General features: G+C 62.0%; 18 protein-coding genes. 12 read left to right on the forward strand and 6 right to left on the reverse strand.

The features are described from left to right. Nucleotides 1-83: 83 nt before the first annotated feature. Together ACZ5SR_RS07280 and parC are read left to right on the forward strand one after the other, a co-directional pair. Nucleotides 84-2,075 carry a DNA topoisomerase IV subunit B gene (locus ACZ5SR_RS07280; protein ID WP_464450885.1) on the forward strand — a complete coding sequence of 664 codons (1,992 nt, stop codon included), beginning with the start codon at nt 84-86 and terminating at the stop codon, nt 2,073-2,075. Nucleotides 2,076-2,161: 86 nt separating this feature from the next. Further along, entirely contained in the window at nt 2,162-4,525 is a 2,364-nt protein-coding gene (gene parC, locus ACZ5SR_RS07285) for a DNA topoisomerase IV subunit A (protein ID WP_464450886.1), read from the forward strand. Nucleotides 4,526-4,532: 7 nt separating this feature from the next. On the opposite strand, the gene ACZ5SR_RS07290 is transcribed toward parC, so the two are convergent. Next, nucleotides 4,533-5,048 (reverse strand): DUF1993 domain-containing protein, encoded by a 516-nt coding sequence (locus tag ACZ5SR_RS07290; protein WP_464450887.1) that lies wholly within the window; start codon nt 5,046-5,048, stop codon nt 4,533-4,535. Between the two features lie 51 nt (nt 5,049-5,099). Beyond that, the gene (locus tag ACZ5SR_RS07295; RefSeq protein ID WP_464450888.1) at nt 5,100-5,831 is read right to left on the reverse strand and encodes a Crp/Fnr family transcriptional regulator; all 732 of its coding nucleotides are present in this window, start codon (nt 5,829-5,831) and stop codon (nt 5,100-5,102) included. A gap of 134 nt (nt 5,832-5,965) precedes the next feature. Here ACZ5SR_RS07295 and ACZ5SR_RS07300 point away from each other — a divergent pair, with 134 nt between their 5' ends. Genes ACZ5SR_RS07300 through ACZ5SR_RS07345 form a run of 10 tightly spaced genes read left to right on the forward strand, consistent with a single transcriptional unit; the run spans nt 5,966 to nt 14,003 of the window. Next, nucleotides 5,966-6,964 (forward strand): ABC transporter substrate-binding protein, encoded by a 999-nt coding sequence (locus ACZ5SR_RS07300; protein ID WP_464450889.1) that lies wholly within the window; start codon nt 5,966-5,968, stop codon nt 6,962-6,964. A 34-nt stretch (nt 6,965-6,998) separates the two neighbouring features. Then, entirely contained in the window at nt 6,999-7,763 is a 765-nt protein-coding gene (locus ACZ5SR_RS07305) for an ABC transporter ATP-binding protein (RefSeq protein WP_464450890.1), read from the forward strand. Then, nucleotides 7,753-8,508 carry an ABC transporter permease gene (locus tag ACZ5SR_RS07310; protein ID WP_464450891.1) on the forward strand — a complete coding sequence of 252 codons (756 nt, stop codon included), beginning with the start codon at nt 7,753-7,755 and terminating at the stop codon, nt 8,506-8,508. Before ACZ5SR_RS07305 ends, ACZ5SR_RS07310 begins: the two co-directional genes overlap by 11 nt. A gap of 37 nt (nt 8,509-8,545) precedes the next feature. Next, nucleotides 8,546-9,598: a TauD/TfdA dioxygenase family protein gene (locus ACZ5SR_RS07315; protein WP_464450892.1), complete on the forward strand. Its 1,053-nt coding sequence runs from the start codon at nt 8,546-8,548 to the stop codon at nt 9,596-9,598. A gap of 19 nt (nt 9,599-9,617) precedes the next feature. Continuing rightward, nucleotides 9,618-11,111 carry an aldehyde dehydrogenase family protein gene (locus ACZ5SR_RS07320; RefSeq protein ID WP_464450893.1) on the forward strand — a complete coding sequence of 498 codons (1,494 nt, stop codon included), beginning with the start codon at nt 9,618-9,620 and terminating at the stop codon, nt 11,109-11,111. Between the two features lie 9 nt (nt 11,112-11,120). Further along, entirely contained in the window at nt 11,121-11,735 is a 615-nt protein-coding gene (locus tag ACZ5SR_RS07325) for a BMC domain-containing protein (RefSeq protein ID WP_464450894.1), read from the forward strand. Continuing rightward, on the forward strand, nt 11,732-12,697 hold the full coding sequence (locus ACZ5SR_RS07330; RefSeq protein ID WP_464450895.1) for a nuclear transport factor 2 family protein: 966 nt from the start codon (nt 11,732-11,734) through the stop codon (nt 12,695-12,697). Before ACZ5SR_RS07325 ends, ACZ5SR_RS07330 begins: the two co-directional genes overlap by 4 nt. Then, a complete protein-coding gene (locus ACZ5SR_RS07335; protein ID WP_019427481.1) occupies nt 12,694-12,963 on the forward strand; it encodes a EutN/CcmL family microcompartment protein in 270 nt (89 codons plus the stop codon). Before ACZ5SR_RS07330 ends, ACZ5SR_RS07335 begins: the two co-directional genes overlap by 4 nt. Before the next feature lie 60 nt (nt 12,964-13,023). After that, on the forward strand, nt 13,024-13,296 hold the full coding sequence (locus ACZ5SR_RS07340; protein ID WP_019427480.1) for a BMC domain-containing protein: 273 nt from the start codon (nt 13,024-13,026) through the stop codon (nt 13,294-13,296). 29 nt (nt 13,297-13,325) lie between these two features. Continuing rightward, nucleotides 13,326-14,003, forward strand: a complete 678-nt coding sequence (locus ACZ5SR_RS07345; protein ID WP_464450896.1) for a microcompartment protein — start codon at nt 13,326-13,328, stop codon at nt 14,001-14,003. 71 nt (nt 14,004-14,074) lie between these two features. Here the strand turns inward: ACZ5SR_RS07345 and ACZ5SR_RS07350 are convergent, their stop codons facing one another. From ACZ5SR_RS07350 to ACZ5SR_RS07365, 4 genes are all read right to left on the reverse strand, one after another. Continuing rightward, a complete protein-coding gene (locus ACZ5SR_RS07350) occupies nt 14,075-14,533 on the reverse strand; it encodes a RidA family protein (RefSeq protein ID WP_464450897.1) in 459 nt (152 codons plus the stop codon). Between the two features lie 171 nt (nt 14,534-14,704). Then, nucleotides 14,705-15,610 carry a transglutaminase family protein gene (locus tag ACZ5SR_RS07355; protein WP_464450898.1) on the reverse strand — a complete coding sequence of 302 codons (906 nt, stop codon included), beginning with the start codon at nt 15,608-15,610 and terminating at the stop codon, nt 14,705-14,707. Between the two features lie 22 nt (nt 15,611-15,632). Next, complete coding sequence (locus tag ACZ5SR_RS07360) at nt 15,633-18,269, reverse strand: circularly permuted type 2 ATP-grasp protein (protein ID WP_464450899.1); 2,637 nt, start codon at nt 18,267-18,269, stop codon at nt 15,633-15,635. Then, nucleotides 18,262-21,675, reverse strand: a complete 3,414-nt coding sequence (locus ACZ5SR_RS07365) for a transglutaminase family protein (RefSeq protein ID WP_464450900.1) — start codon at nt 21,673-21,675, stop codon at nt 18,262-18,264. The genes ACZ5SR_RS07360 and ACZ5SR_RS07365 overlap by 8 nt, the downstream gene beginning before the upstream one ends. Nucleotides 21,676-21,806 lie beyond the last annotated feature (131 nt).

Raw genomic sequence — 21,806 nt, forward strand, 5'->3', positions numbered from 1 at the left:
AACCCGGTGGGTTGGAAGGGCTCACTCAAAGCACTGTTTTTGTATCCAGTGACCTGCCGCAAATCCCACTACAATCCGCCACCATGGCCACCCAATCTACCGTCAAAACCTCCAACGCCTCGAGTGAATATTCCGAAGGCTCGATCCGCGTGCTCAAGGGCTTGGAGCCCGTCAAGCAACGCCCGGGCATGTACACCCGCACCGACAACCCCCTGCACATCATCCAAGAAGTGCTGGACAACGCCGCCGACGAGGCGCTGGCGGGTTACGGCAAAAAGATCAAAGTCGTTCTGCATTTGGATGGATCGGTCAGCATCGAAGACGATGGCCGGGGCATTCCCTTTGGCATGCACCCCGAAGAAAACGCCCCGGTGATCGAGCTGGTCTTCACCCGATTGCACGCGGGCGGCAAGTTCGACAAGGGCAAGGGTGGCGCCTACAGCTTCTCGGGCGGTTTGCACGGCGTGGGTGTTTCGGTGACCAATGCGCTGTCCAAGCGCTTGGAGGCCACCAGTTACCGCGAAGGCCAAGTGGCCACGCTGGTGTTCTCGGGCGGCGACGTGACCGAGCCATTGGTTAAACGCGCCACAGGCGAGGGTGACCGCAAACAAGGCACCACGGTGCGAGCCTGGCCTGACGCCAAATATTTCGAATCCAGCGCCCTGCCCATGAACGAGCTGACGCACTTGCTGCGCAGCAAAGCCGTGCTGATGCCCGGCGTGACGGTGACTTTGGTGAACGAGAAAACCAAGGAAACCCAGCAGTGGCAGTACAAAGCCGGTTTGCGCGACTACCTGACGCAAACCTTGAATGGCGACCCGGTCATCCCTTTGTTTGAAGGCGAGGGTTTTGCCGATGCGAACCACGACAGCTTTGCCGAAGGCGAGGGCGCTTCGTGGGCTGTGGCTTTCACCGAAGATGGCGCACCGGTGCGCGAGAGCTACGTCAACTTGATCCCAACCAGCGCGGGCGGCACGCACGACAGCGGCTTGCGCGATGGCCTGTTCACAGCCGTCAAGAGCTTCATCGAGCTGCATGGCTTGTTGCCCAAAGGCGTCAAGCTCATGCCCGAAGACGTTTTTGCCCGCGCCAGTTATGTGCTGAGCGCCAAGGTGCTGGACCCCCAATTCCAGGGCCAGATCAAGGAGCGTTTGAACTCGCGCGACGCGGTGCGTTTGGTGTCGAGCTTTGTGCGCCCCGCGCTCGAACTCTGGTTGAACGAGCATGTGGACTACGGCAAAAAGTTGGCCGAACTCGCCATCAAGGCCGCGCAAACCCGCCAAAAAGCGGGCCAAAAGGTTGAAAAACGCAAGAGCTCTGGCGTGGCCGTGCTGCCCGGCAAGCTGACAGATTGCGAGAGCAAAGACATCCTGCACAACGAGGTGTTTTTGGTCGAGGGCGACTCGGCCGGTGGCAGCGCCAAGATGGGCCGCAACAAAGAGTGCCAAGCCATCTTGCCCCTGCGCGGCAAGGTGCTCAACACCTGGGAAGTGGACCGCGACCGCTTGTTTGCGAACAACGAAATCCACGACATCTCGGTGGCCATCGGCGTGGACCCGCACGGCCCCAACGACAACCCCGACATGAGCAACCTGCGCTACGGCAAGGTCTGCATCTTGTCCGACGCGGACGTGGACGGCTCGCACATCCAGGTGCTGCTGCTCACGCTGTTCTTCCGCCATTTCCCCAAGCTGATCGAAGCGGGTCACTTGTATGTGGCGCGGCCACCGTTGTTCCGCGTCGATGCACCGGCACGCGGCAAAAAGCCAGCGTCCAAAGCCTATGCGTTGGACGACGGCGAATTGACCGCCATCATCGACAAGCTGCGCAAAGACGGCGTGAAAGAAGGCGGCTGGAGCATCAGCCGCTTCAAGGGCTTGGGCGAAATGAGCGCCGAGCAGCTGTGGGACACCACGCTCAACCCCGACACGCGCCGCCTGCTGCCCATCGAGTTGGGCCCGCTGGACAACGCCGGCACCGAAAACCTCATGACCCAGCTCATGGGCAAAGGCGAAGCCGCCGCCCGCCGCGAGCTGATGGAACTGCACGGCGACAGCATCGAAATCGACGTTTGAATTTCTTGTAGGTCGGAGCTTCAGCTCCGACAAATGTGTGCGCACCCCACGTCGGAGCTCAAGCTCCGACCTACAAAACACCTGCCATGACCACTGACCTGTTGACCCCCGAACCCGCAGCTGCTCCCGAAGGTGATCACCTCGGCGCCTACGCCCAGCGTGCCTACCTCGAATACGCGCTGTCCGTTGTCAAAGGCCGCGCCTTGCCCGATGTGTGCGATGGCCAAAAGCCGGTGCAGCGGCGCATTTTGTATTCGATGGACCGCATGGGGCTGTCGTACAGCGGTCCTAACAACAACACCGCCGCCAAGCCCGTCAAAAGCGCCCGCGTGGTGGGCGATGTGCTGGGCCGTTACCACCCGCACGGCGACACCGCGGCGTACGATGCGCTGGTGCGCATGGCGCAAGACTTTTCGCAGCGCTACCCGCTGATCGACGGCCAGGGCAACTTTGGCTCACGCGACGGCGACGGCGCAGCCGCCATGCGCTACACCGAAGCGCGCTTGTCGCGCATCACCAGCTTGCTGCTCGACGAGATCGACATGGGCACGGTGGACTTCATTCCCAACTATGACGGCTCGACCGAAGAGCCGCGCCAGCTGCCTGCCCGCTTGCCCTTCAGCTTGCTCAACGGCGCCAGCGGCATTGCCGTGGGCCTGGCCACCGAGATCCCCAGCCACAACCTGCGCGAAGTGGCCGACGCCTGTGTGGCGCTGATCAAGAACGACAAGCTGAGCGACAGCGAATTGATGGTCATCATCCCCGGCCCCGACTACCCCGGTGGCGGCCAGATCATCAGCCCGGCCAGCGACATCGCCGACGCCTACCGCACCGGGCGCGGCAGCCTCAAAGTGCGCGCCCGCTGGAAGATCGAAGAACTCGCCCGTGGCCAGTGGCAACTGGTGGTGACCGAACTGCCGCAAGGCGTCAGCTCTCAGCGCGTGCTCGAAGAGATCGAAGAGCTCACCAACCCCAAAGTCAAAGCCGGTAAAAAAGCCCTCAGCGCCGACCAAGTTTTGCTCAAAGCCAGCATGCTGGCCGTGCTCGACGTGGTGCGCGACGAATCGAGCAAAGACGCCGCCGTGCGCCTGGTGTTTGAACCCAAGACCAGCCGCATCGAACAGCAAGAACTCATCACCGCCTTGCTGGCGCACACCAGCTTAGAGACCTCTGCCCCGATCAACATGACCTCGGTCGGCATCGACGGCAAGCCGATTCAAAAATCGTTGCGTCAGATGCTGGTGGAGTGGATCAGCTTCCGTCAGACCACGATCACCCGCCGCAGCCAGCACCGCTTGAACAAAGTGCTGGACCGCATCCACATTCTGGAAGGCCGTCAGTTGGTGTTGCTGAACATCGACGAGGTCATCCGCATCATTCGCCACAGCGACGAGCCCAAGCCTGCGCTGATCGAAGCCTTCAAGCTCAGCGACCGCCAAGCCGAAGACATCCTTGAGATTCGCCTGCGCCAACTGGCCCGGCTCGAAGCCATCAAGATCGAGCAAGAGTTGAGCGAGCTGCGCGAAGAGCAGGGCAAACTCGAAGAAATTTTGGGCAGCCCCGCCGCGCTGCGCCGCTTGATGGTCAAGGAAATCGAAGCCGACGCCAAGACCTTTGCCGACCCACGCCGCACCCTGATCCAGGAAGAGAAAAAAGCCATCGCCGAAGTCAAGGTGGTGGACGAACCGGTGACCGTGGTCGTGTCGGAAAAAGGCTGGGTGCGTGCGCGTACGGGTCATGGCCACGATGCCACGAGCTTTGCTTTCAAGGCGGGCGACGGCCTGTATGGCACATTCGAGTGCCGCACGGTGGACACGCTGCTGATGTTCGGCAGCAACGGCAGAATTTACAGCGTGCCCGTGGCCACACTGCCCGGCGCACGCGGCGACGGCCAGCCGGTAACCACGCTCATCGAGCTGGAACCCACCACGCAAATCGCCCACTACTTTGCAGGCCCCGCCAACGCCACCTTGCTGCTGAGCGGCTCGGGTGGCTACGGCTTTATGGCCTCGGTCGAGAACATGATTTCGCGCAACAAAGCGGGCAAAGCCTTCATCAGCCTGGGCGACGGCGAAACCGTCTGCGCCCCCAGCCATGTGAGCGGCTCCAGCGCTACGGTGCCTGCCGACAAGCAAGCCATGCCGGCGGCCACCAACGTCTGCTGCGCCAGCACGGGCGGCCGTGTGCTGACCTTTGAGATCAGCGAACTCAAGACCATGGAAAAAGGCGGTCGGGGCTTGATGCTGATCGACCTCGAAGCCAAAGACACTTTGGCAGGCGCTGCGGCCTACACCCGCAGCGTGAAGATCGAAGGCATTGGCCGCGGCGGCAAAGAGCGCGAAGAAACACTCGAAATCCGCAGCCTGAACAACGCCAAAACCGCCCGCGCCAAAAAAGGCAAAGTGGCGGATCTGGGCTTCAAGCCCAACCGCGTCACGCGGGTGGAGTGAAGTTCACTCAGCCCTGAGCGCCCAGCAGGTAATCGATCTTGCCCACCTCCACGCCGTTGTGGCGCAGGATGGTGTAGGCCGTGGTGATGTGGAAGTACATATTGGGCAGCATCCAGCCGGTCAGGTAGTCCTGGCCCTTGAGGGTGCGGGTTTTGCCTGGTCCTGCAGGGAAGGTGATTTCTTTGTCTTCGGTGCCGTCGAGTGCTGCAGCGGGTACGGTGGCGATGTACGCGAGTGTTTTCTGGATGCGCTCTTGCAGCTGGGCCAGTGTGGTTTCGGTGTCATCAAACTTGGGCGCTTCAACGCCAGACAAGCGGGCCACGCCGTTCTTCACCGCGTCGCAGGCGATCAGCACCTGTCGGGTGAATGGAAACATGTCAGGCGCGAGGCGGTAAGTGGTCAGCGCCGTGGGATCAATCTTTTTGGTTTCGACAAACTGCTCGGCCTTGGCCAGGATGTGGCTGAGGTTGGTGAGCATGCGGGTGCAAACGGGCAAGCTGGCGCTGGACATGGAAAGGGTCATGGGGGTCTCCGGTTTAAAAAGGACAGGGTTGCGCGGATGGGTGACGCGGGGTCAGCGGCGCAGCAGCACGATGTTACGGTAACCCAAACGGATCAGGCCTTGATCCTGAAAATGTTGCAGCTGCTGGTTGACGCGCTGGCGAGATGCGGAGGCAGCTTGGGCCAGGTCGGACTGGCTCACGCTCAGCATCACCCCGTCGGGAACGGCCACGCTGTTGAATTTGGCAATGCGCTCCAACGCGGCCCAAACGCGTTGCTCCAAGCTGTGCATGGTTTGATCGGCCAGCGTATCAAGTAGCTGGTTGATCCGCAAACCCAAAATGCGCAGCAAATCCACCGCCACGACCGGGTCGCGGGTGATCAGGTCGATCAAGCGGGTGCGTTCAATGTGCAGAACCTGGGTGGTGCCGACGGTCACCAAATCTGCCGGATAAGTGGTTTCTGCAAAGACCGAGCTCAGGCCCGATATTTCACCCGGCAACATCCAGCGCAGCAATTGCTCCTCGCCCTCGGGCGTGGTCACGCTCACCCGCAAGCGCCCCTTGACCAGCAGCAAAGCTGTCGAAGTGGCTTGCCCTCGGCTGAGCACGACTTGCCCTTCGGTCCATTGGCGCAACACGCCCACGCTGTGCAAGGCTTGTGTTGAGTGATCTGTCAGGGCTGCGTTTTCGGCCCAAACCTTGGTGAACACTTCGGCATCCAGTACCTTGAAGGCATGCGGTCGGACGGTGCCTTGTTGGTATTTGACAGAACGATCGGGTGGCATGGGTCTAGCGTGTTTCATGGTGTGATCAAAAGTTTTTTGGGTGCTTTCCCCTAAATTGTCACATCAGAAACAATTTGCCCCATTCGAGCGGATTTAAATGCTTAACGCCGAGCTTGACGGTGATCAAGTCAAAGAACCACATTGGAGACGACATGAAATTTTCTGCCCCTGCATTTGTGCGCACCACCCTCGGTGCCATCGCTCTGACTTTGGGTGCCAGCGCCATGGCGCAGCCCGTGGTGCGCTTCCAGGACTACCCTGGCACCGGCAATCTGTTGGTGCGTGTGGCCCAAGACCAAGGTTTCTGCCAGCAAGCGGGCCTCCGTTGCGAACTGCGCACGATTCCAGCCGCGCCTTTGGGCATGCAGACCATGCTCTCTGGTGACATCGAGGTGTTTTTCGGCCCGACCGAGGTAGCCGCTGCTGCCGTGGCCCGCAAGACCCCCATTGCCATCATTGCCGCAGGCTTTGTCGATCCGGTGTTTTTCATGGCCGCAGGTGCAAAAACCGAATTGCCGACCGAAAAAGAAGGCTACCCCGGTGTGGTCAAGTCCTTCAAGGGCAAGAAAATTGGTGTGACCCAGCGCGGCTCGGGCGCTGAATTCCAAGTCATCGACATGCTGGCCGATGTGGGCCTGACTGCGAATGACGTGACCTTTGTGGCCGTGGGTGCGCCCGACACGGCATTTCCAGCGCTCACGCGCGGCCAAGTCGACCTGATCATGACCTTCCCGCCCACAGATGGCATGTGCGAAGTGCTCAAGGCCTGCCGCTTGGTGGTAGACCCCCGCAAAGGTCAGGGTCCCAAGAGCATGCTGGCGACTCGGGGTGGAGCTGGCACCATGGCGGTGAAGAGCGAATGGGCAGCGGCCAATCCGCAAACGGTGGCTGCGATCCGCAGGATGCTGGACTTGTCGGACGCTTTCATCGCCAACCCGGCCAACTTCGGCAAGACACTGGAGATCCTGCGCAAGACCTTTGCCCTGCAATTGCCCAATGCCGACCAGATCGCTGAGATCAGCCTGCGCAACTCTATCGGCAACTTCAAGGCCCGTGGCACCGTGCCTGCCATGCAGGCGGTGGCCGATGCCATGACCGAAAACAAACTGTTGCCCGGCAGAGTGGAGATGGCCCCAGCAGTCTTGCCCTGAACGCCGACGACAGCGAACTCTCCAGGGAATATCCATGATCGACGCACAGCGCATCGACCTGAGCTTTGACGGCACCAACTTGGTGTTGCAGGGTGTGGACCTGCACGTCAAGGCGGGGGAGTTTGTCGCGCTCGCCGGCCCCAGCGGCTGTGGCAAAACCACCTTGCTCAACCTGTGTGCGGGCCTGGTCGATTTGCCTGCAGGTCAGCGGCTGCTGGTGGCGGGCGAACAGCCTGCACTCGGCAGCCACAACGTGGCTTACATGTTGGCGCGCGACAGCCTGTTTCCTTGGCTCAACGCGCTGGACAATGCTGCCTTTGGCCTGAAAGTTCGGGGTGTGCCCATTTCAGACGCCCGGGAGAGGGCCGCTGTGATGCTCAAACAAGTCGGGCTTGGCGGTTCTGAGTACAGACTGCCCAAAGCCCTTTCTCACGGCATGCGCCAGCGCGTGGCCTTGGCACGCACCTTTGCCATGCCTTCGCCGCTGCTGCTGATGGACGAGCCATTCGGGGCGCTGGATGCGCAAACCAAACTGCAGTTGCAAGACTTGCTCTTGCAGCTGTGCCAGGAAGGCAACCGAACGGTGCTGTTTGTGACACACGACTTGTCAGAAGCGGTGGCACTGGCCGACCGGGTGATGGTGATGTCTTCGCGGCCAGGACGCATCGTGGCCGATGTGAAGGTGCCGCTGGCGCGTCCCCGCTCCATCCGTGAGCTGCAGACCAGCGATGACTTCCACCACACCTACACCCAAGTCTGGAAACATCTCGAAGCAGGATGGGTGCACCATGAAGGCTGAAACGTTGCAAACGCTGTCGCTGCATGCCCTGTTCCTGAGCGTGGTGTTGGGGCTGTGGGAGTGGGGTGCACGGGTCGGGTGGATTGATCCGAGTTTCATGGGCAGCCCCCTAGGCATCATCACGTTCACGCTGGACAACCTCACCAACGCCCGCTTGTGGGGTGATCTGGGTTACACCCTGTTGGCCGTGTTCGCGTCTTTTGTCATTGGCTCGATCGCCGCCATGATCACGGGTTTGGCCTTTGTGACCTGGCCCAAGTTCGAGGCCTTTTGCGATCCCTACGTTTCAGCCTTCAATGTGCTGCCGCGCATTGCGCTGGTGCCGCTGTTCATTCTGTGGTTTGGTTTGGGCGTCGGATCCAAGATTGCGCTGGGCGTGTCGCTCACATTCTTCATCGTGCTGTCCAGCACGGTGGCTGGCATTCGGGGTGTCAGCCAAGACCATGTGACGCTCACGCGCACCCTGGGTGCCAGCAGTCGGCAGATGTTCTTCTCAGTCACATTGCCGGGCGCTGTTCCGGTGCTTTTCTCAGGACTGCGCCTCGGTGTGATCTACGCCTTGTTGGGCGTGGTGGGCGCAGAAGTCATTGCTTCCGAGCGGGGTCTCGGGCAACAACTCGCTTATCTGGGGTCCACATTCAACGTCAACGGCGTGTGGTCGCTGCTGTTTGATCTGGCGCTCATCGGGGTGCTGATCATGAAGCTGATGAACTGGATCGAACGCCGTTTGCTGCACTGGCAATGAAGCCTTCAAGCAAAAATCACATCAAGGAGATCAAAACATGAAATTCCGTCACATCCAGGTGGACCCGATGACGCCCACCATCGGCGGCATGATCAGCGGCGTTGACCTGAACAACACCCGCTCTGAAGACGTGTACGAAGAGATCAAGCAAGCGCTGTGGCAATACGGTGTTGTGTTCTTCCGCAAGCAGGCTTTGAAGCCCGAAGCCTATATCCGCCTGGGGCAGAACTTTGGCGAGATGGAAAAGCACGAGTTCTTTCCTCATATTGAGGGTCATCCACACATCCAGTTGATTTCGAATGAGGGATATGAGGCCCCAGAAACCGACCGCTGGCATACCGACGTGACCTTCCGCAAGAAGCCCAATATGGTGTCCATCTTGCGCATCACCGACTTGCCCCCTTCGGGCGGTGACACCATGTGGATGCACGCGGGTGCTGCTTATGACGCGCTCAATCCCGGCATGCAACAAATGCTGGAAGGCTTGCAGGCTGACCACGACCTGCCCTGGCATTTCCGCCGAGTCAATGCCCATGAGCGTTTGGCCAAGCGGGCGTCGGCCAAGAGCGGCATGATGGTGACCGCCAATGGTCAAGAATGCAAGATGATCGAGAACGTGCCCACGGTGACCCACCCGGCCGTGATCACGCACCCTTACACCGGCCGCAAGATCCTGTTCGTCAATTCGATTTGGACCAAGCGCCTGCTGGGCATGCACATGGACCTGTCCGAGGCGGTGCTGAACATGCTCTATGAATGGGTCAAAAAGCCCGAGTTCATGGTGCGCTTTCGTTGGGAAAAAGACTCGGTGGCCATGTGGGACAACTGCGCCACGCAGCACTATGCCGTGTTCGATTACGCGCCGCATTACCGCGCTGGCCAGCGCATGACCTGCGGCAGCTTTGTGCCCACGCTCAACCCCGGTGCCGGTGCTGCAGCAGGTGGTCAGCCTTCGGTCATGCGGCAGCTGCTGGACACCACCCGCATGCAAGCGGCCAGCCCACGGGAGCAGCAAGCGGTGGAGGCCATCTTCAGCGCCCTGGAAAACGTGGACCTGAACGCCGTGGCCGCAGCCGCCCAGCGCCGCTGAACCTGGGCAGTACCCCGACATGAGTTCCAACAACCCCATCGACCTGGCCGACCACGACCTGGCCGCCCTGCAGGAGGCCCGCGACTTGCTGGGACGTGCCCAGCAAGCGGCTGCGGTGCTGGCGCAGTGGACGCCTGAAGAAGCCAAGCGAGTGGCCAAGCAAGTGGCTGCCGCCTTGCTGCCGCGTGCCGAGTTTTATGCCGAGTGGGCCGTGCGCGAAAGCCGCATTGGCAAAGTGGCCGACAAGATCGCCAAGAATCAGATTGCCTGCACGCTCACGCCCAACGCCTGGGACAATGTCGCTCTGGGCGGTGTGCGCCGCAACGATGCGTTGCGCATCGTTGAAATTGGTCGCCCTGCTGGGGTCGTGGTGGGTTTGTCCAACTCCACTTCGCCCGTGGCCACCATCATTTTCAAGACCATTCTGAGCCTGATGACACGCAACGCGTTGGTCATCTCGCCACACCCAGTGGCCTTGGCTTGCTGCACCGCTGTGACGAATGAGTTGCAAGCGGCCATCGAAAAAGCCGGTGGCCCGGCGCATGCCTTGCAGATCCTGACCCGCCCCACCGTCGAGGCCACAGGCGCACTGATGCGCGACGCCCGCACCGACGTGATTTTGGCCACCGGTGGCACGCCCATGGTGCGTGCGGCCTATGGCTCGGGCAACCCCGCCATTGGTGTGGGTTCGGGCAATGTGCCGGTCTATGTGGACGCCAGCGCCGACCTGGAGGCCGCAGCAAAAACCATTGTGGTGGACAAGAACTTTGACCACGGCAGCCCCTGCTCGGCCCCATCTGTGATCCTGCTGCAGGCGGGCATTGCAGCGGCCATGCAGCAAGCCCTGATCGGTCAGGGTGCGCATGTGTGCACCGAAGAAGAAGCTTTGAAAATTCAGAACCACGCATTTCCCGGTGGCAAGTTCAATGGCAAGGTGGTGGGTCGTCCGGCGTTCGAAATCGCGCAGGCTGCGGGTGTGCAGGTGCCGCGAGACTGCCAGGCCCTGATCTGCCCCATCGCCAATCCGCAAGCAGGCCATGTGCTGTTCAAGGAAAAGCTCTCGCCCATCCTGGGCTGCGTGGTGGTGCCGAGCATGGACCAGGCCATTGATGTGGCGCGCCTCATGCTGCAGCACAGCGGCGCAGGGCACACCTCGGGCGTCCACACCGCCAACGCCGAGCAGGCGGTGGTCTGGGGCGCGGCCCTTGACTATTACCGCGTGGTTGTCAACGGCTCTACGGTGCACGACAGCACCGGTGCCAACACCGGCTTGCCCTACACCTTCACCATTGGCACGGGTTACGCGGGCAAAAGCTCGGTCGACTGCAACGTCGGCCCAGAGCTGTTGGTCAACTGGAAGCGCGTGGCTTTTCCGCTGCCTGGTGGCTGGGCCGGGGCCATGGCTTCGGGCTCAGCACTGCCAGCGGCCCCAGGCCAGTTGTCCACCCTCACGCCTGAACTTCAGGCCATGGTCCTGCGCATCGTGCAGGAAGAACTCGAATACCTTCGCTGAAAGCCCTTCATGTCCACTTTGCGCAGCTATATTTTTCTGGACCGCTTGCAGCCACAGCTGATGTGTTTGCTCGGCTCTACTGCCCGTGGTTTCCTGCCGCGCCACAACGACGCCGCCATGGTGATCGAAGTCGCTCCCGGCATGGACATCGAGTGGTTGACCGACATCGCCTTGAAGCATGACAACGTCAAGCCCGGTAACTTGGTGGTCGAGCGTCAGTTCGGCTATCTGGAGTTCCACGGCCAGTCTTCTTCGTCGGTCAAGTCGGCCGGTGCTGCGGTCCTTGATGCCATGGGCGTGAGCGAGAAAAGCGTGCTCAAGCCCGAAATTTTGGCCTCTAAAGTCATTGACCGGGTGGACGGCTACCACGCGTTTTTGATCAACCGCAGCAAGTCCGGCAGCATGCTCTTGCCCGGCGAGTCGCTCTACATCATGGAGATGACCACCTCGTCTTATGCGCTGCTGGTGGCCAACGAGGCCGAGAAGGCCGCCAACGTGAAGCTGATCGACTGCCGCTTCATGGGCCCGGCTGGGCGGCTGTATTTGTCAGGCACAGCATCCGATGTGCGCACTGCAGCGGCCGTGGCCGAAGCCGTGATCCACGATGCCGGAGGCGCGGCATGAGCACAGACGCTTTGCGCGAGCAAATTCGGGCGCAGGTGCGTACGGCTTTGGGTGCCAAAGCCACGAATGCTGGCGGCGCCATTGCCGTCCTGATGCAGCGCTTTGAAGCCGGTTATGCCACCGCGAATGCCGAAGCCATCGTGGCCTGCTTTGCCCCCGATGTGGTGTGGTCCTTGCCCGACTCGCGGGTGCTGAATGGCCGTGCGGCGTGTCTGGCGTTCTTGAAGGAACGCTTTGCCAGCCCCGCAGGCCCCAAGTTCTCGGATTCGCACATGAACGTGCTGGGCCAGACCGTGGTGCAAAACTACAAGGTGAGCGTGCCCATGCCCGGTGGCCAATCGGTCACGCTGGACGGCACCGATGTGTACCAAATCCGTGATGGTCTGATCGCCCGCAAAGACGCTTATTGGAAGCAGATCGGTGCGCCTAAACCTACAACTGCGGCGCAGGCTACTGCGCCGGCGGCTGGACCTCAGGGCGTGGTGGTGCCCTTGCGCGTAGGCACGGGTGCCCACGCACAAGCTTTGACAGAACTATTCAAACGCCTGGCCGCCAGCCCGGCACTGTTGCAAGCGGCGCAATCGGGCCTGCTGCGTTTTGACATGCGGGTGGACGAGGCGGCCGTCAAGGCGGTGGCCTCTGCTGCACCTGCGCCGCACGCCACAACCGGTCATTCAGCCTCTTCGGCCATGGCCGCCACCACCGCCGTCGATCCTGCCGCTTGCTGTTCGTCGTGCAAAGAAGGCAAGGCCTGCGAATGCAAGGGCGATGCGTGTGGCTTGCACGATCACCCAGCTGAAGACATACCGGAGCTCAAGGGTGTGATCGGCGAGAAGTTGCTGAAAACCCTGCCGCCGAGCGTGAAAACCGTTCGGCTACACCCCAAGGCGGTCATGACCCCCTTGGGCAAAGAAGCCCTGCGCAAGCGCGGCATCACCATTGACCGAGGAACTACCCCATGAAAACAGGAACCGTGATCGGCCGCATCGTGGCCAGCAAACGCCTGCCCGAGTTGCCCGCTGGGGCATTGCTGGAGGTGCAACTGGACTACCCCAAAGACGTGGTGGTCTGCTACGACCCCATGGGTTGTGGCATTGGTGAGCGCGTGATGATCACCATCGGCGCACCCGCTGCTTGGTGGTTTGCCCCAGCCCACCCGCGTGTGGTGGCCGATGCACTCATCATTGCCTCGCTCGACAACTACGACACCCCAACGCCCATGCGTTGAAACTTTTCCCCTCACCCTTTTCTTCAACCCTTTCTTTTTTAACCCCTCAAGGAGACTCTCATGTCACAAGCCATCGGAATGATCGAAACCAAAGGTTATGTTGCTGCTTTCGCTGCCGCTGACGCCATGGTCAAAGCCGCCAACGTCAACATCGTTGGTAAAAAAGAAGTCGGTGGCGGGCTGGTTGCCATCATCGTTTCGGGCGACGTGGGTGCCGTCAAGGCCGCCACCGAAGCCGGAGCAGAAGCCGCAGGCGCAATCGGTGAAGTGGTGTCTTGCCACGTCATCCCACGTCCACACGCTGACGTGTCTAAAGCCTTCGACGGCAAGTGATCGCAGGCTGTTGCAAATAAGGAGGCCGCATGGCCACAAGCAAAAAAGCCGCCGGGCCCGCGAAACCGCCTGCCAAGCCGGCCGCTGAGCTTCGGGTTTACCTGACGCTCACCGACCTGCAGCCCCAGTTCTCCTCGTGGATGAGTTCGCCCTTGGGCGCACGCGGCTACGTGGCGATGCAAGGCACCAACGCGCTGCTGGTGGAGATCGCCCCCGGGCTGTCCATCCAGCGCGTGATCGACTTGGCCCTGAAGGCCGAACCCACGCTGGAGCCGGGCATCCTGGCCGTCGAGCGGCAGTTCGGTGTGTTGGAGTTGCACAGCAACGACAGCGCGGCCCTGCAGCGAGCAGGCCAGGTCATCCTGGACTGGATGGGGGCCAAGGCCCAAGACCAACTGCGCCCGCATCTGCTGTACAGCGACATTCTGGAAGACGTGACCGATCAGCACGCCGTGCTGATGAACCGGACGCGCCAAGCCAGCATGGTGCTGCCCGGCCAGAACATGCTGCTGATGGAAGTGGCCCCGGCCCTTTTTGGTGCCCACATGGCCAACGAAGCCGAAAAAGTCGCCCCTGACCTGACTCTGGTCGAGTGCAGCATGATCGGTGCCAGCGGCCGCATGTACCTGACCGGCAGCATGGCTTCGCTTGAAAAAGCCAAGGCCCATGTGGAGCAACTGCTCTCGGAGATTCCGGGGCGCGGCTGATCTTCTAAAAGCTACCCCCGAGCCCGACACGGTCTAAACCCACGCCTTGCATCAGCAGGGCGTGGGTTTTTTCAGCCGAGTTCGGCTATCAGTTCGATCTCGACGCAAGCACCCATCGGGATTTGCGCCACGCCAAATGCGCTGCGGGCGTGAGCGCCTGCCTGTGCGCCAAATACCTGTCCCAGCAATTCACTGCAGCCATTCGTGACCAAGTGCTGTTCGGTGAAGTCACCGGTCGAGTTGACCAGGCTCATCACTTTGACGATCCGCTTGACCTTGTTCAGGTCGCCCACGGCCGCGTGCAATGTGCCCATCAGGTCAATGGCGACGGCGCGAGCGGCTTGTTGGCCTTCGGCTGTGCTGATGTTTTTGCCCAGTTGGCCAACCCACGCTTTGCCATCTTTTTTGGCGATATGGCCCGACAGGAAAACCAGGTGGCCTGTTTGCACAAAGGGCACATAGGCAGCAGCAGGAGTGGCCACGGGTGGCAGCTCGATGTTCAGTGATTTCAAGGTGTCGTAAACGCTCATGGTCGGCCTTTGTGCAGTAAGTGATGGACTCCCGCTTGAGCGGGAATGACAAAAAAAGAAAAGGAATTGTCGCTCAATCCGATGCACCGACTGGGCCATCTGTGAGGGATGTACCCCCTGCGGCCGAAAGGTGCTTTGCACATGCACGCATTCGCGAGCAAGGACGCCCGCTTAAAGTGGTGCCACCGTGACCGCAACTTCGAGGATGTGCGAGCCGCCGCCTTGCAGCACACCGCGAAGCGGCGAGACATCGGCAAAATCCCGGCCCACGGCCAGACGCACGTAGTCTTCGCCCGGGCTGGCCAATCCGCATCGGTCGTTGGTCGGGTCCAGGTCCAACCAGCCCTGGCTGACATGACTGGCCAGTTCGGGCAAATACACCGAGGCCCAGGCATGTGAGGCGTCGCTGCCCACCAGGCGGGGTTGGCCCGGTGGCGGTTGGGTGAGCAGGTAGCCGCTCACGTAGCGGGCGGGCAGGCCCAGTGAGCGCAGGCAAGCCACCAGGATGTGGGCAAAGTCCTGACAAACCCCCCGTTTGCTTTGCAGTGCCTCCAAGGCGGGTGTGTTGATGTCGGTGCTGGCCGTTTCGTAATGGAAATCGCTGTGCATGCGGGCGGTGAGCGCCTGGGCCGCTTGCATGAGCGAGCGCCCGGGTGTGAAACTGCTTTGCGCATATTGCGCAAAGGCAGCGTGCACAGGTGCATGGTGTGAACCAAAGACCATGCCTGCGTGCACATCACCCGCTTGGCCGCCACGGTAGCGAAAATGATCGCGCACGGCTTCCCAGCTTTGCTCGGCGCTGGCAGGCGACATGTCGGGGTGGATGGCGCGGGTTTCGACCTCGGTGTAGGCCCGCACGCTCAAGCCCTCATGCGGATTTGTCAGTGCCCAATAGGCGCGGTGGTTCAAAAAGGCGTCGATGCTGTGCTGCACAGAAGCCTGCGGCACGATTTGCATCGTGTGGCGCAGCACGGTTTGGCAGGGAGTGTCGGCCGCTTGCAGGTGGGCGACATGCTGCGCGGTTTGCACCGAGGGGCTGTAACGGTAGCGGGTGTCGTGCGTGATGGCCAGGCGCATGGTGTGTCTTGTGCCTTGTGCCTCAAGCGCCCACGCTGTAGCGGGCTTCGCCGCTGTGCGTGAAAAACAGGCTGCACAGTTGATCCGAGACCTCGCGTGCGGCGCTTTGGCATTGGACCAGTGTGGTCTGCAGGGGCAGCGTTTGCTTGGTTGCAGGGGGGGCGCTGGTGGTGGTCGCGTTCAGTGGCCAAAGTGCCTCGGGTTTGAGCTCGGTCAGCGCGGGCAGGCGCTCGGCCAGGGGCAAGGTGGCCCCATCGGCTAAATGGCCCATGCGCCGCAGCCGCGAGCGCAATGTATGGGCCACCCAGCCCAGCGAGCGGGGGTTGTCCGGATCGGTCACCAGCAGGTCCATCAGGGCTTGGGGGGTGCGGCTTTGTTGGTATTGGGCGTGGAAGCTGATGGTGCTGTCAAACAGGTCGAGCACAGCGTCGAACCCGGATTGCTCTTCGATCAGGCCCAGCTGCACGGCCTCGCTCAGGGCGTGGGACAAAAATTCCAACCGCTCGATGTGGCGGCCCATGGAGAGCAAACGCCAACCGTCGTCGCGGCTCATGCGGTCGGTTTGTGCGCCCGTGAGAGCGGCCAGCATCTGGCTGGTGTCGGCCAAAAGGCGTTGCACAGCCACCGTGTCAGGCAAGGCGTCTGGCGTGGTCTGAAGCAAGGCAGGCGCGTGGGCCAATTGGAAAAAGCGCGATTCGGCCTGCTCGAGCAAGCGCCAGTGTTCGGGCGAAAGGCGCTCGCGCACCGAGGCGGCGGCCAAGCGCACTGCGCGCAGGTTAAAGCCTACGCTGGTGGCCAGTTCTTGGTCCCACAGGCCAGCGATCAAGGAGCGCTCGAACACGCGGTGCGCTTGCGCTGCAGCAGGCACCCCGGCCCGCACCAAGCCATGGCGCGTGGCCATGTGGGTGATGAAGTTCAGCAAACAGGGCAGGCTCTGGTTTTCACTGCCCAGAATTTCCAGGCTCAGACGCACCAGGCGCAAGGTGTTTTCGGTGCGCTCGGTGTAGCGACCCATCCAGAACAGGTTTTCTGCGGCGCGGCTGGTGACCAAGCGTTGGCGCTGCGCAAGGGCGTCGCTGGCGGCGGGGATGCTGGTGGCGGAGCTTGGTGCCGGCGGCGTGGACTGGGGTGGCGTTTGCACCCAGACGTCGGCGCTCGAGCCGCCGCGCTGCATGGAGGCAATGCCTTCGCGTGTGCCCAGCCGCGCCAGGCCACCGGGCAAAACCTGCCAGCCGCCCTGGGCGTCGACCACGGCGAACACGCGCAGCACCACCGGGCGTGACTGGATGTTGGAGGTGCCATCGGGACGGGTTTGCCAAGTGGGCTGGTGCGACAGCGGCAGCCACGATTGCAGGGTGTGGGCATCCGGGTCCTGCAGGATGCGGCGCGCCCATTCGTCTTGTTCGGGGCGCGACAGGCTGTGGCCCAGCACCGGCTCAAAACTTTGTCGGTCGGTGTGGTACGGGTAAGTGGGCTTGATCACGCAATGGGGGATGCGGGGCAACACGTCTTGCAGCGCAGCGGCTTCGCCGCACCACCAGCTGGGAATGGCGGGAAGCACCAGCGCTTGGCCCAGCAAATTTTTGGCCAGTTCTGGCATGAAACCCAGCAGCGCGTTCGATTCCAAAAAGCCCGAGCCTGGCGTGTTGGCCACCAACACGTTGCCGCTGCGCACGGCTTGCAGCAGGCCCGGCACGCCGAGCGTGGAGTCAGCTCGCAGCTCCAGCGGGTCCAACCAATCATCGTCCACCCGTTTGAGTAAGCCGTGGACCGGTTGCAAGCCTTGCAAGGTTTTGAGGTAGAGCTTTTGGTCGCGCACCGTCAGGTCGTTGCCCTGCACCAGGCTCAAGCCCAGATAGCGGGCGAGGTACGCGTGTTCGAAATAAGTTTCGTTGTAAGGGCCGGGCGTGAGCAGAGCGATGTGCGCGCAGGCGCCTGCCGGGCTGCGGGCTTTGATGCCATCGACCAGGGTGCGGTAGGTGTTTGCCAGCCGCTGTACCGGAAACGCCTCGAAGGCTTGCGGGAACAGGCGCGAGACAATTTGCCGGTTTTCGATCAGGTAGCCCAAACCCGAAGGCGCCTGTGTGCGTTGTGACAGCAACCACCAGCTGCCGTCTGGCCCCCGCGCCAGATCAAAAGCGGCCAAGGACAAATAACGCCCGCCCACCGGGGTCACGCCGTGCATGGCAGGCAAATAGGCCGGGTGACCTTGCACCAGGGCAGCGGGAAGCAGGCCTCTCAGCATCAGCTGCTGCGGGCCGTAGGCGTCGGCCATGATGCGCTCGAGCAGCTCCATGCGCTGCATCACGCCCGCCTCGATCTGTTGCCATTCGCTGTGGCCGAGCATGAGCGGGAACAAATCGAGCGACCAAGGGCGCTGAGGTTGGTCGGCGCTGGCGTACACGTTGTAGGTGATGCCGTTGTCGCGTACCTGCCGCTGCAGGTTGTGCATTCGGGTGTTCAGGTCAGCCTCAAGGCTTTGTGTTGCCCGATCTAAAGGCGCCATGAAACGCTGCCAAGGGGCACTGATTGCATGGGGGGTGTCGCCCCCCCGCAGTTCGTCCCAATGCCCAGCGGGCGCGGCTTCGTGTGCAAGTTCCAAGCCGGTCAGGGTTTGGGCTTGCGTGGCACCGTCAGTTTGAGGCGAGCGGTCAATCATCCGATGATTGTCGCCTCAAATCCAGCGTGTGCGGGAACTCGGGGCTGGCATGCAACTGGGCGTTGGGCTTGAGGTGCGGCAGCTGTTTCATCGCCCCTGGGGTGTGCCCCATGCGGAAGAAGCGGGCCAGTCGCCGGCTTTCGGCTTCGTAGGCGTTGACCGGGAAGCTGTCGTAACTGCGGCCACCGGGGTGCACCACATGGTATTGGCAGCCACCCAGCGAGCGTTTCATCCAGGTGTCCACCAAATCCACCGTCAGCGGCGCGTGCACGCCAATGCTGGGGTGCAGCGACGAAGGGGGGTTCCATGCCTTGTAACGGACGCTGGCCACGTACTCGCCCACTACGCCGGTGGGTTGCAGGGGCAGGGGGCGGCCGTTCACCGTCACGGTGTGGCGCGCCGGGTTCATCCCCGTCACATGCACCTCGATGCGCTCCAGCGACGAGTCCACATAACGGGCGGTGCCGCCCGCGCCGCTTTCTTCGCCCATGACGTGCCAAGGCTCCAGGGCGTTGCGCAGCGTGACGACCGCGCCATCGACCTGGATTTGTCCGACCAGCGGGAAGCGGAATTCGAGATGCGGCGAAAACCAGCTCGGGTCAAAGTGAAAGCCTGCGTCGCCCAACTCGGTCAGCACGTCGTCAAAGTCTTTATGGATCCAGTGCGGCAGCATGAAGCGGTCATGCAGTTCGGTGCCCCAACGGGTCACGGGCGCTGAATAGGGTTCGTCCCAGAAACGGGCCACCAGCGCGCGCAGCAGCAACTGCTGCACGATGCTCATGCGCGCATGCGGCGGCATCTCAAAGGCGCGCAACTCCAGCAGGCCCAAGCGGCCCGTGCTGCTGTCGGGTGAATACATTTTGTCGATGCAAAACTCGCTGCGGTGGGTGTTGCCCGTGACGTCCACCAAGATGTTGCGCAGCGTTCGGTCGACCACCCAGGGGGCCATGTCGGAACCGAATTTTTTGCGGTTGCGCGTGATCTCGCGCAGGGCGATTTCCAGCTCATAGACCTGGTCGTTGCGCGCTTCGTCCACACGAGGGGCTTGGCTGGTGGGCCCGATGAACATGCCGCTGAACAAGTAACTCAAGCTCGGGTGGTTGTGCCAGTACAGCACCAGGCTGGCCAGCAGCTCGGGGCGGCGCAAAAACGGGCTGTCGGCAGGCGTGGCCCCGCCCATCACCATGTGGTTGCCGCCGCCGGTGCCGGTGTGGCGGCCGTCGGTCATGAACTTCTCGGCCGACAAGCGCGTCTCGAAAGCGGCTTGGTACAAAAACTCGGTGTGCTCGACCAACTCGGTCCAGTTGTGGGCCGGGTGGATGTTGACCTCGATCACGCCGGGGTCGGGCGTGACCTGCAAGAGTTTGAGGCGCGGGTCGCGTGGTGGCGGATAGCCTTCCATGACGATTTTCAGGCCCAGCTTCAGCGCCGTGGCTTCGACGGCGCTCACCAGCGCCAGGTAGTCTTCGAGGCGCGCCAGGGGTGGCATGAAGACATAAAGAATGCCGGACTTCTCGCCATTTTCGTGAGCGTCAGACTCGTCTTTGGGGCCATTGGCGCGGCGCGGATCGCGCACTTCCACACACAAGGCGGTGCGCACCACCGACGGGTCGGACGCGTATTTCGTGACAGGTGCGGCGGGCTTCGTCGCTTGCGCTGGTGAGCGCTGTTGCAGCGTCACCGCGGCGGCGGTGGGCAAGGCGCTGCGAGGCGAAAACGGGTCTTGCTCGATCAGGTGCCAGCGGTCGGTGGGCGCAGCCCACGGCAGCGAGTCCAGCGGCAAGCGCCAGCCCATGGGGGAGTCTCCGGGCATCAGGTACATGCGCTCGTCGCGCACAAACCAGCGACCGGTTTGCCATTGCGTTTCTGTCAACACCGGGCTCTCGCCCTCAGGCGGATCGATGGCTTGCAGCGGCAGTACATAACCCACCACCGCGTCCAGCCCCTGGCTGAAGATGCGGCGCAAGCGGTTGCGCTCCATCTCGTCGTCCAGCCGTGCATCAAACGGGTCCACGTTGACGGGCAAGCGGCGTTCACGCCACAGGTAGTACCAAGTGTCTTCGTAGCCCGGCAGCACGGTGTCGCCGGCCAAGCCCAGCTGCTGCGTCAAGGCGTGCATGAAGCGCTGCGCGTCGGCGCTGGTGCAGTGGCTGGGTTCACTTTCGTCGGCAAACACGGCCGGGTCTTGCCAGCAGGGCGTGCCGTCGGCGCGCCAGTAAATGGACAGCGCCCAGCGCGGCAGCTGTTCGCCGGGGTACCACTTGCCTTGGCCAAAGTGCAAGAAGCCGCCTTGGCCGTACTGCTGGCGCAGCTTGTGCACCAACTCGGTGGCCAGGCCCCGCTTGGTCGGGCCCAGGGCGTCGGTGTTCCATTCGGCCCCATCGCGGTCTTGGGTGGACACAAAGGTCGGCTCGCCGCCCATGGTCAGGCGCACGTCTTGCGCCACCAACTGCGCATCGACTTGTTCACCCAGCGCCAACACGTTGGCCCATTGCGCGTCGCTGTAGGGCTTGGTCACGCGGGGCGATTCGTGGATGCGCGTCACGCTCATCTCGTGGTGGAACTCGACCTCGGCTTCGTCCATCAGGCCTTCAATCGGCGCGGCGGCTGAGGGCTGGGGCGTGCAGGCCAGCGGAATATGGCCTTCACCGGCCAGCAAACCCGAGGTCGGGTCCAGCCCCACCCAGCCTGCACCGGGCAAATACACCTCGCACCAGGCGTGGAGGTCGGTGAAGTCCACTTCGGTGCCGCTCGGGCCATCGAGTGATTTCACGTCGGGGGCCAACTGGATCAGGTAGCCCGAGACAAATCGGGCTGCCATGTTCATGTGCCGGAACAGTTGCACCAACAGCCAAGCTGAGTCGCGGCAGGAGCCGCTTTTCAGGGTCAGCGTTTCTTCGGCCGTTTGCACACCGGGCTCCATGCGGATGGTGTAGCGGATGTCTTGGTGCAGGCGTTGGTTGATCTGCACCAAAAAGTCGATGGTGCGCTGGCGTTGGCGATTGAGGCTCGCCAAGTATTTCTTGAACAGTGGCGTCTTGTGATCTTTGTCCAGATACGACTGCAGCTCTTCCCGCACGGTGTCCGTGTACTTGAAGGGCACTTCCTCGGCGGAGGGCTCCAAAAAGAAATCAAACGGGTTGAACACGGCCATTTCGGTGACCACGTCCACCGTGACTTTGAAGGCGGTGGTTTTCTTGGGAAAAACCAGGCGCGCCTGGTAATTGGCAAAGGCGTCTTGTTGCCAGTTGATGAAATGTTCTTCGGGTTCGACCTTGAGGCTATAGCTCAGGATGCGGCTGCGGCTGTGCGGCGCGGGGCGCAGGCGAATGACTTGGGGGCCAAGCTGCACGGGACGGTCGTAGGTGTAGTGGGTGACGTGGTGCAGGGCAACGTGTATCGACATATCTCGTTCAGCGCAACAGGGGCTGCACGCATGACAAATGCAGCTTGGGCGTTTACAACTAGCAAGACACGCGCCAGGCGGGGTTGGCGACACACAGCAGATGCACCGTGATCGGTGTGTGTCTGCGCAGC

It is taken from the genome of Limnohabitans sp. TEGF002, from assembly GCF_055395845.1.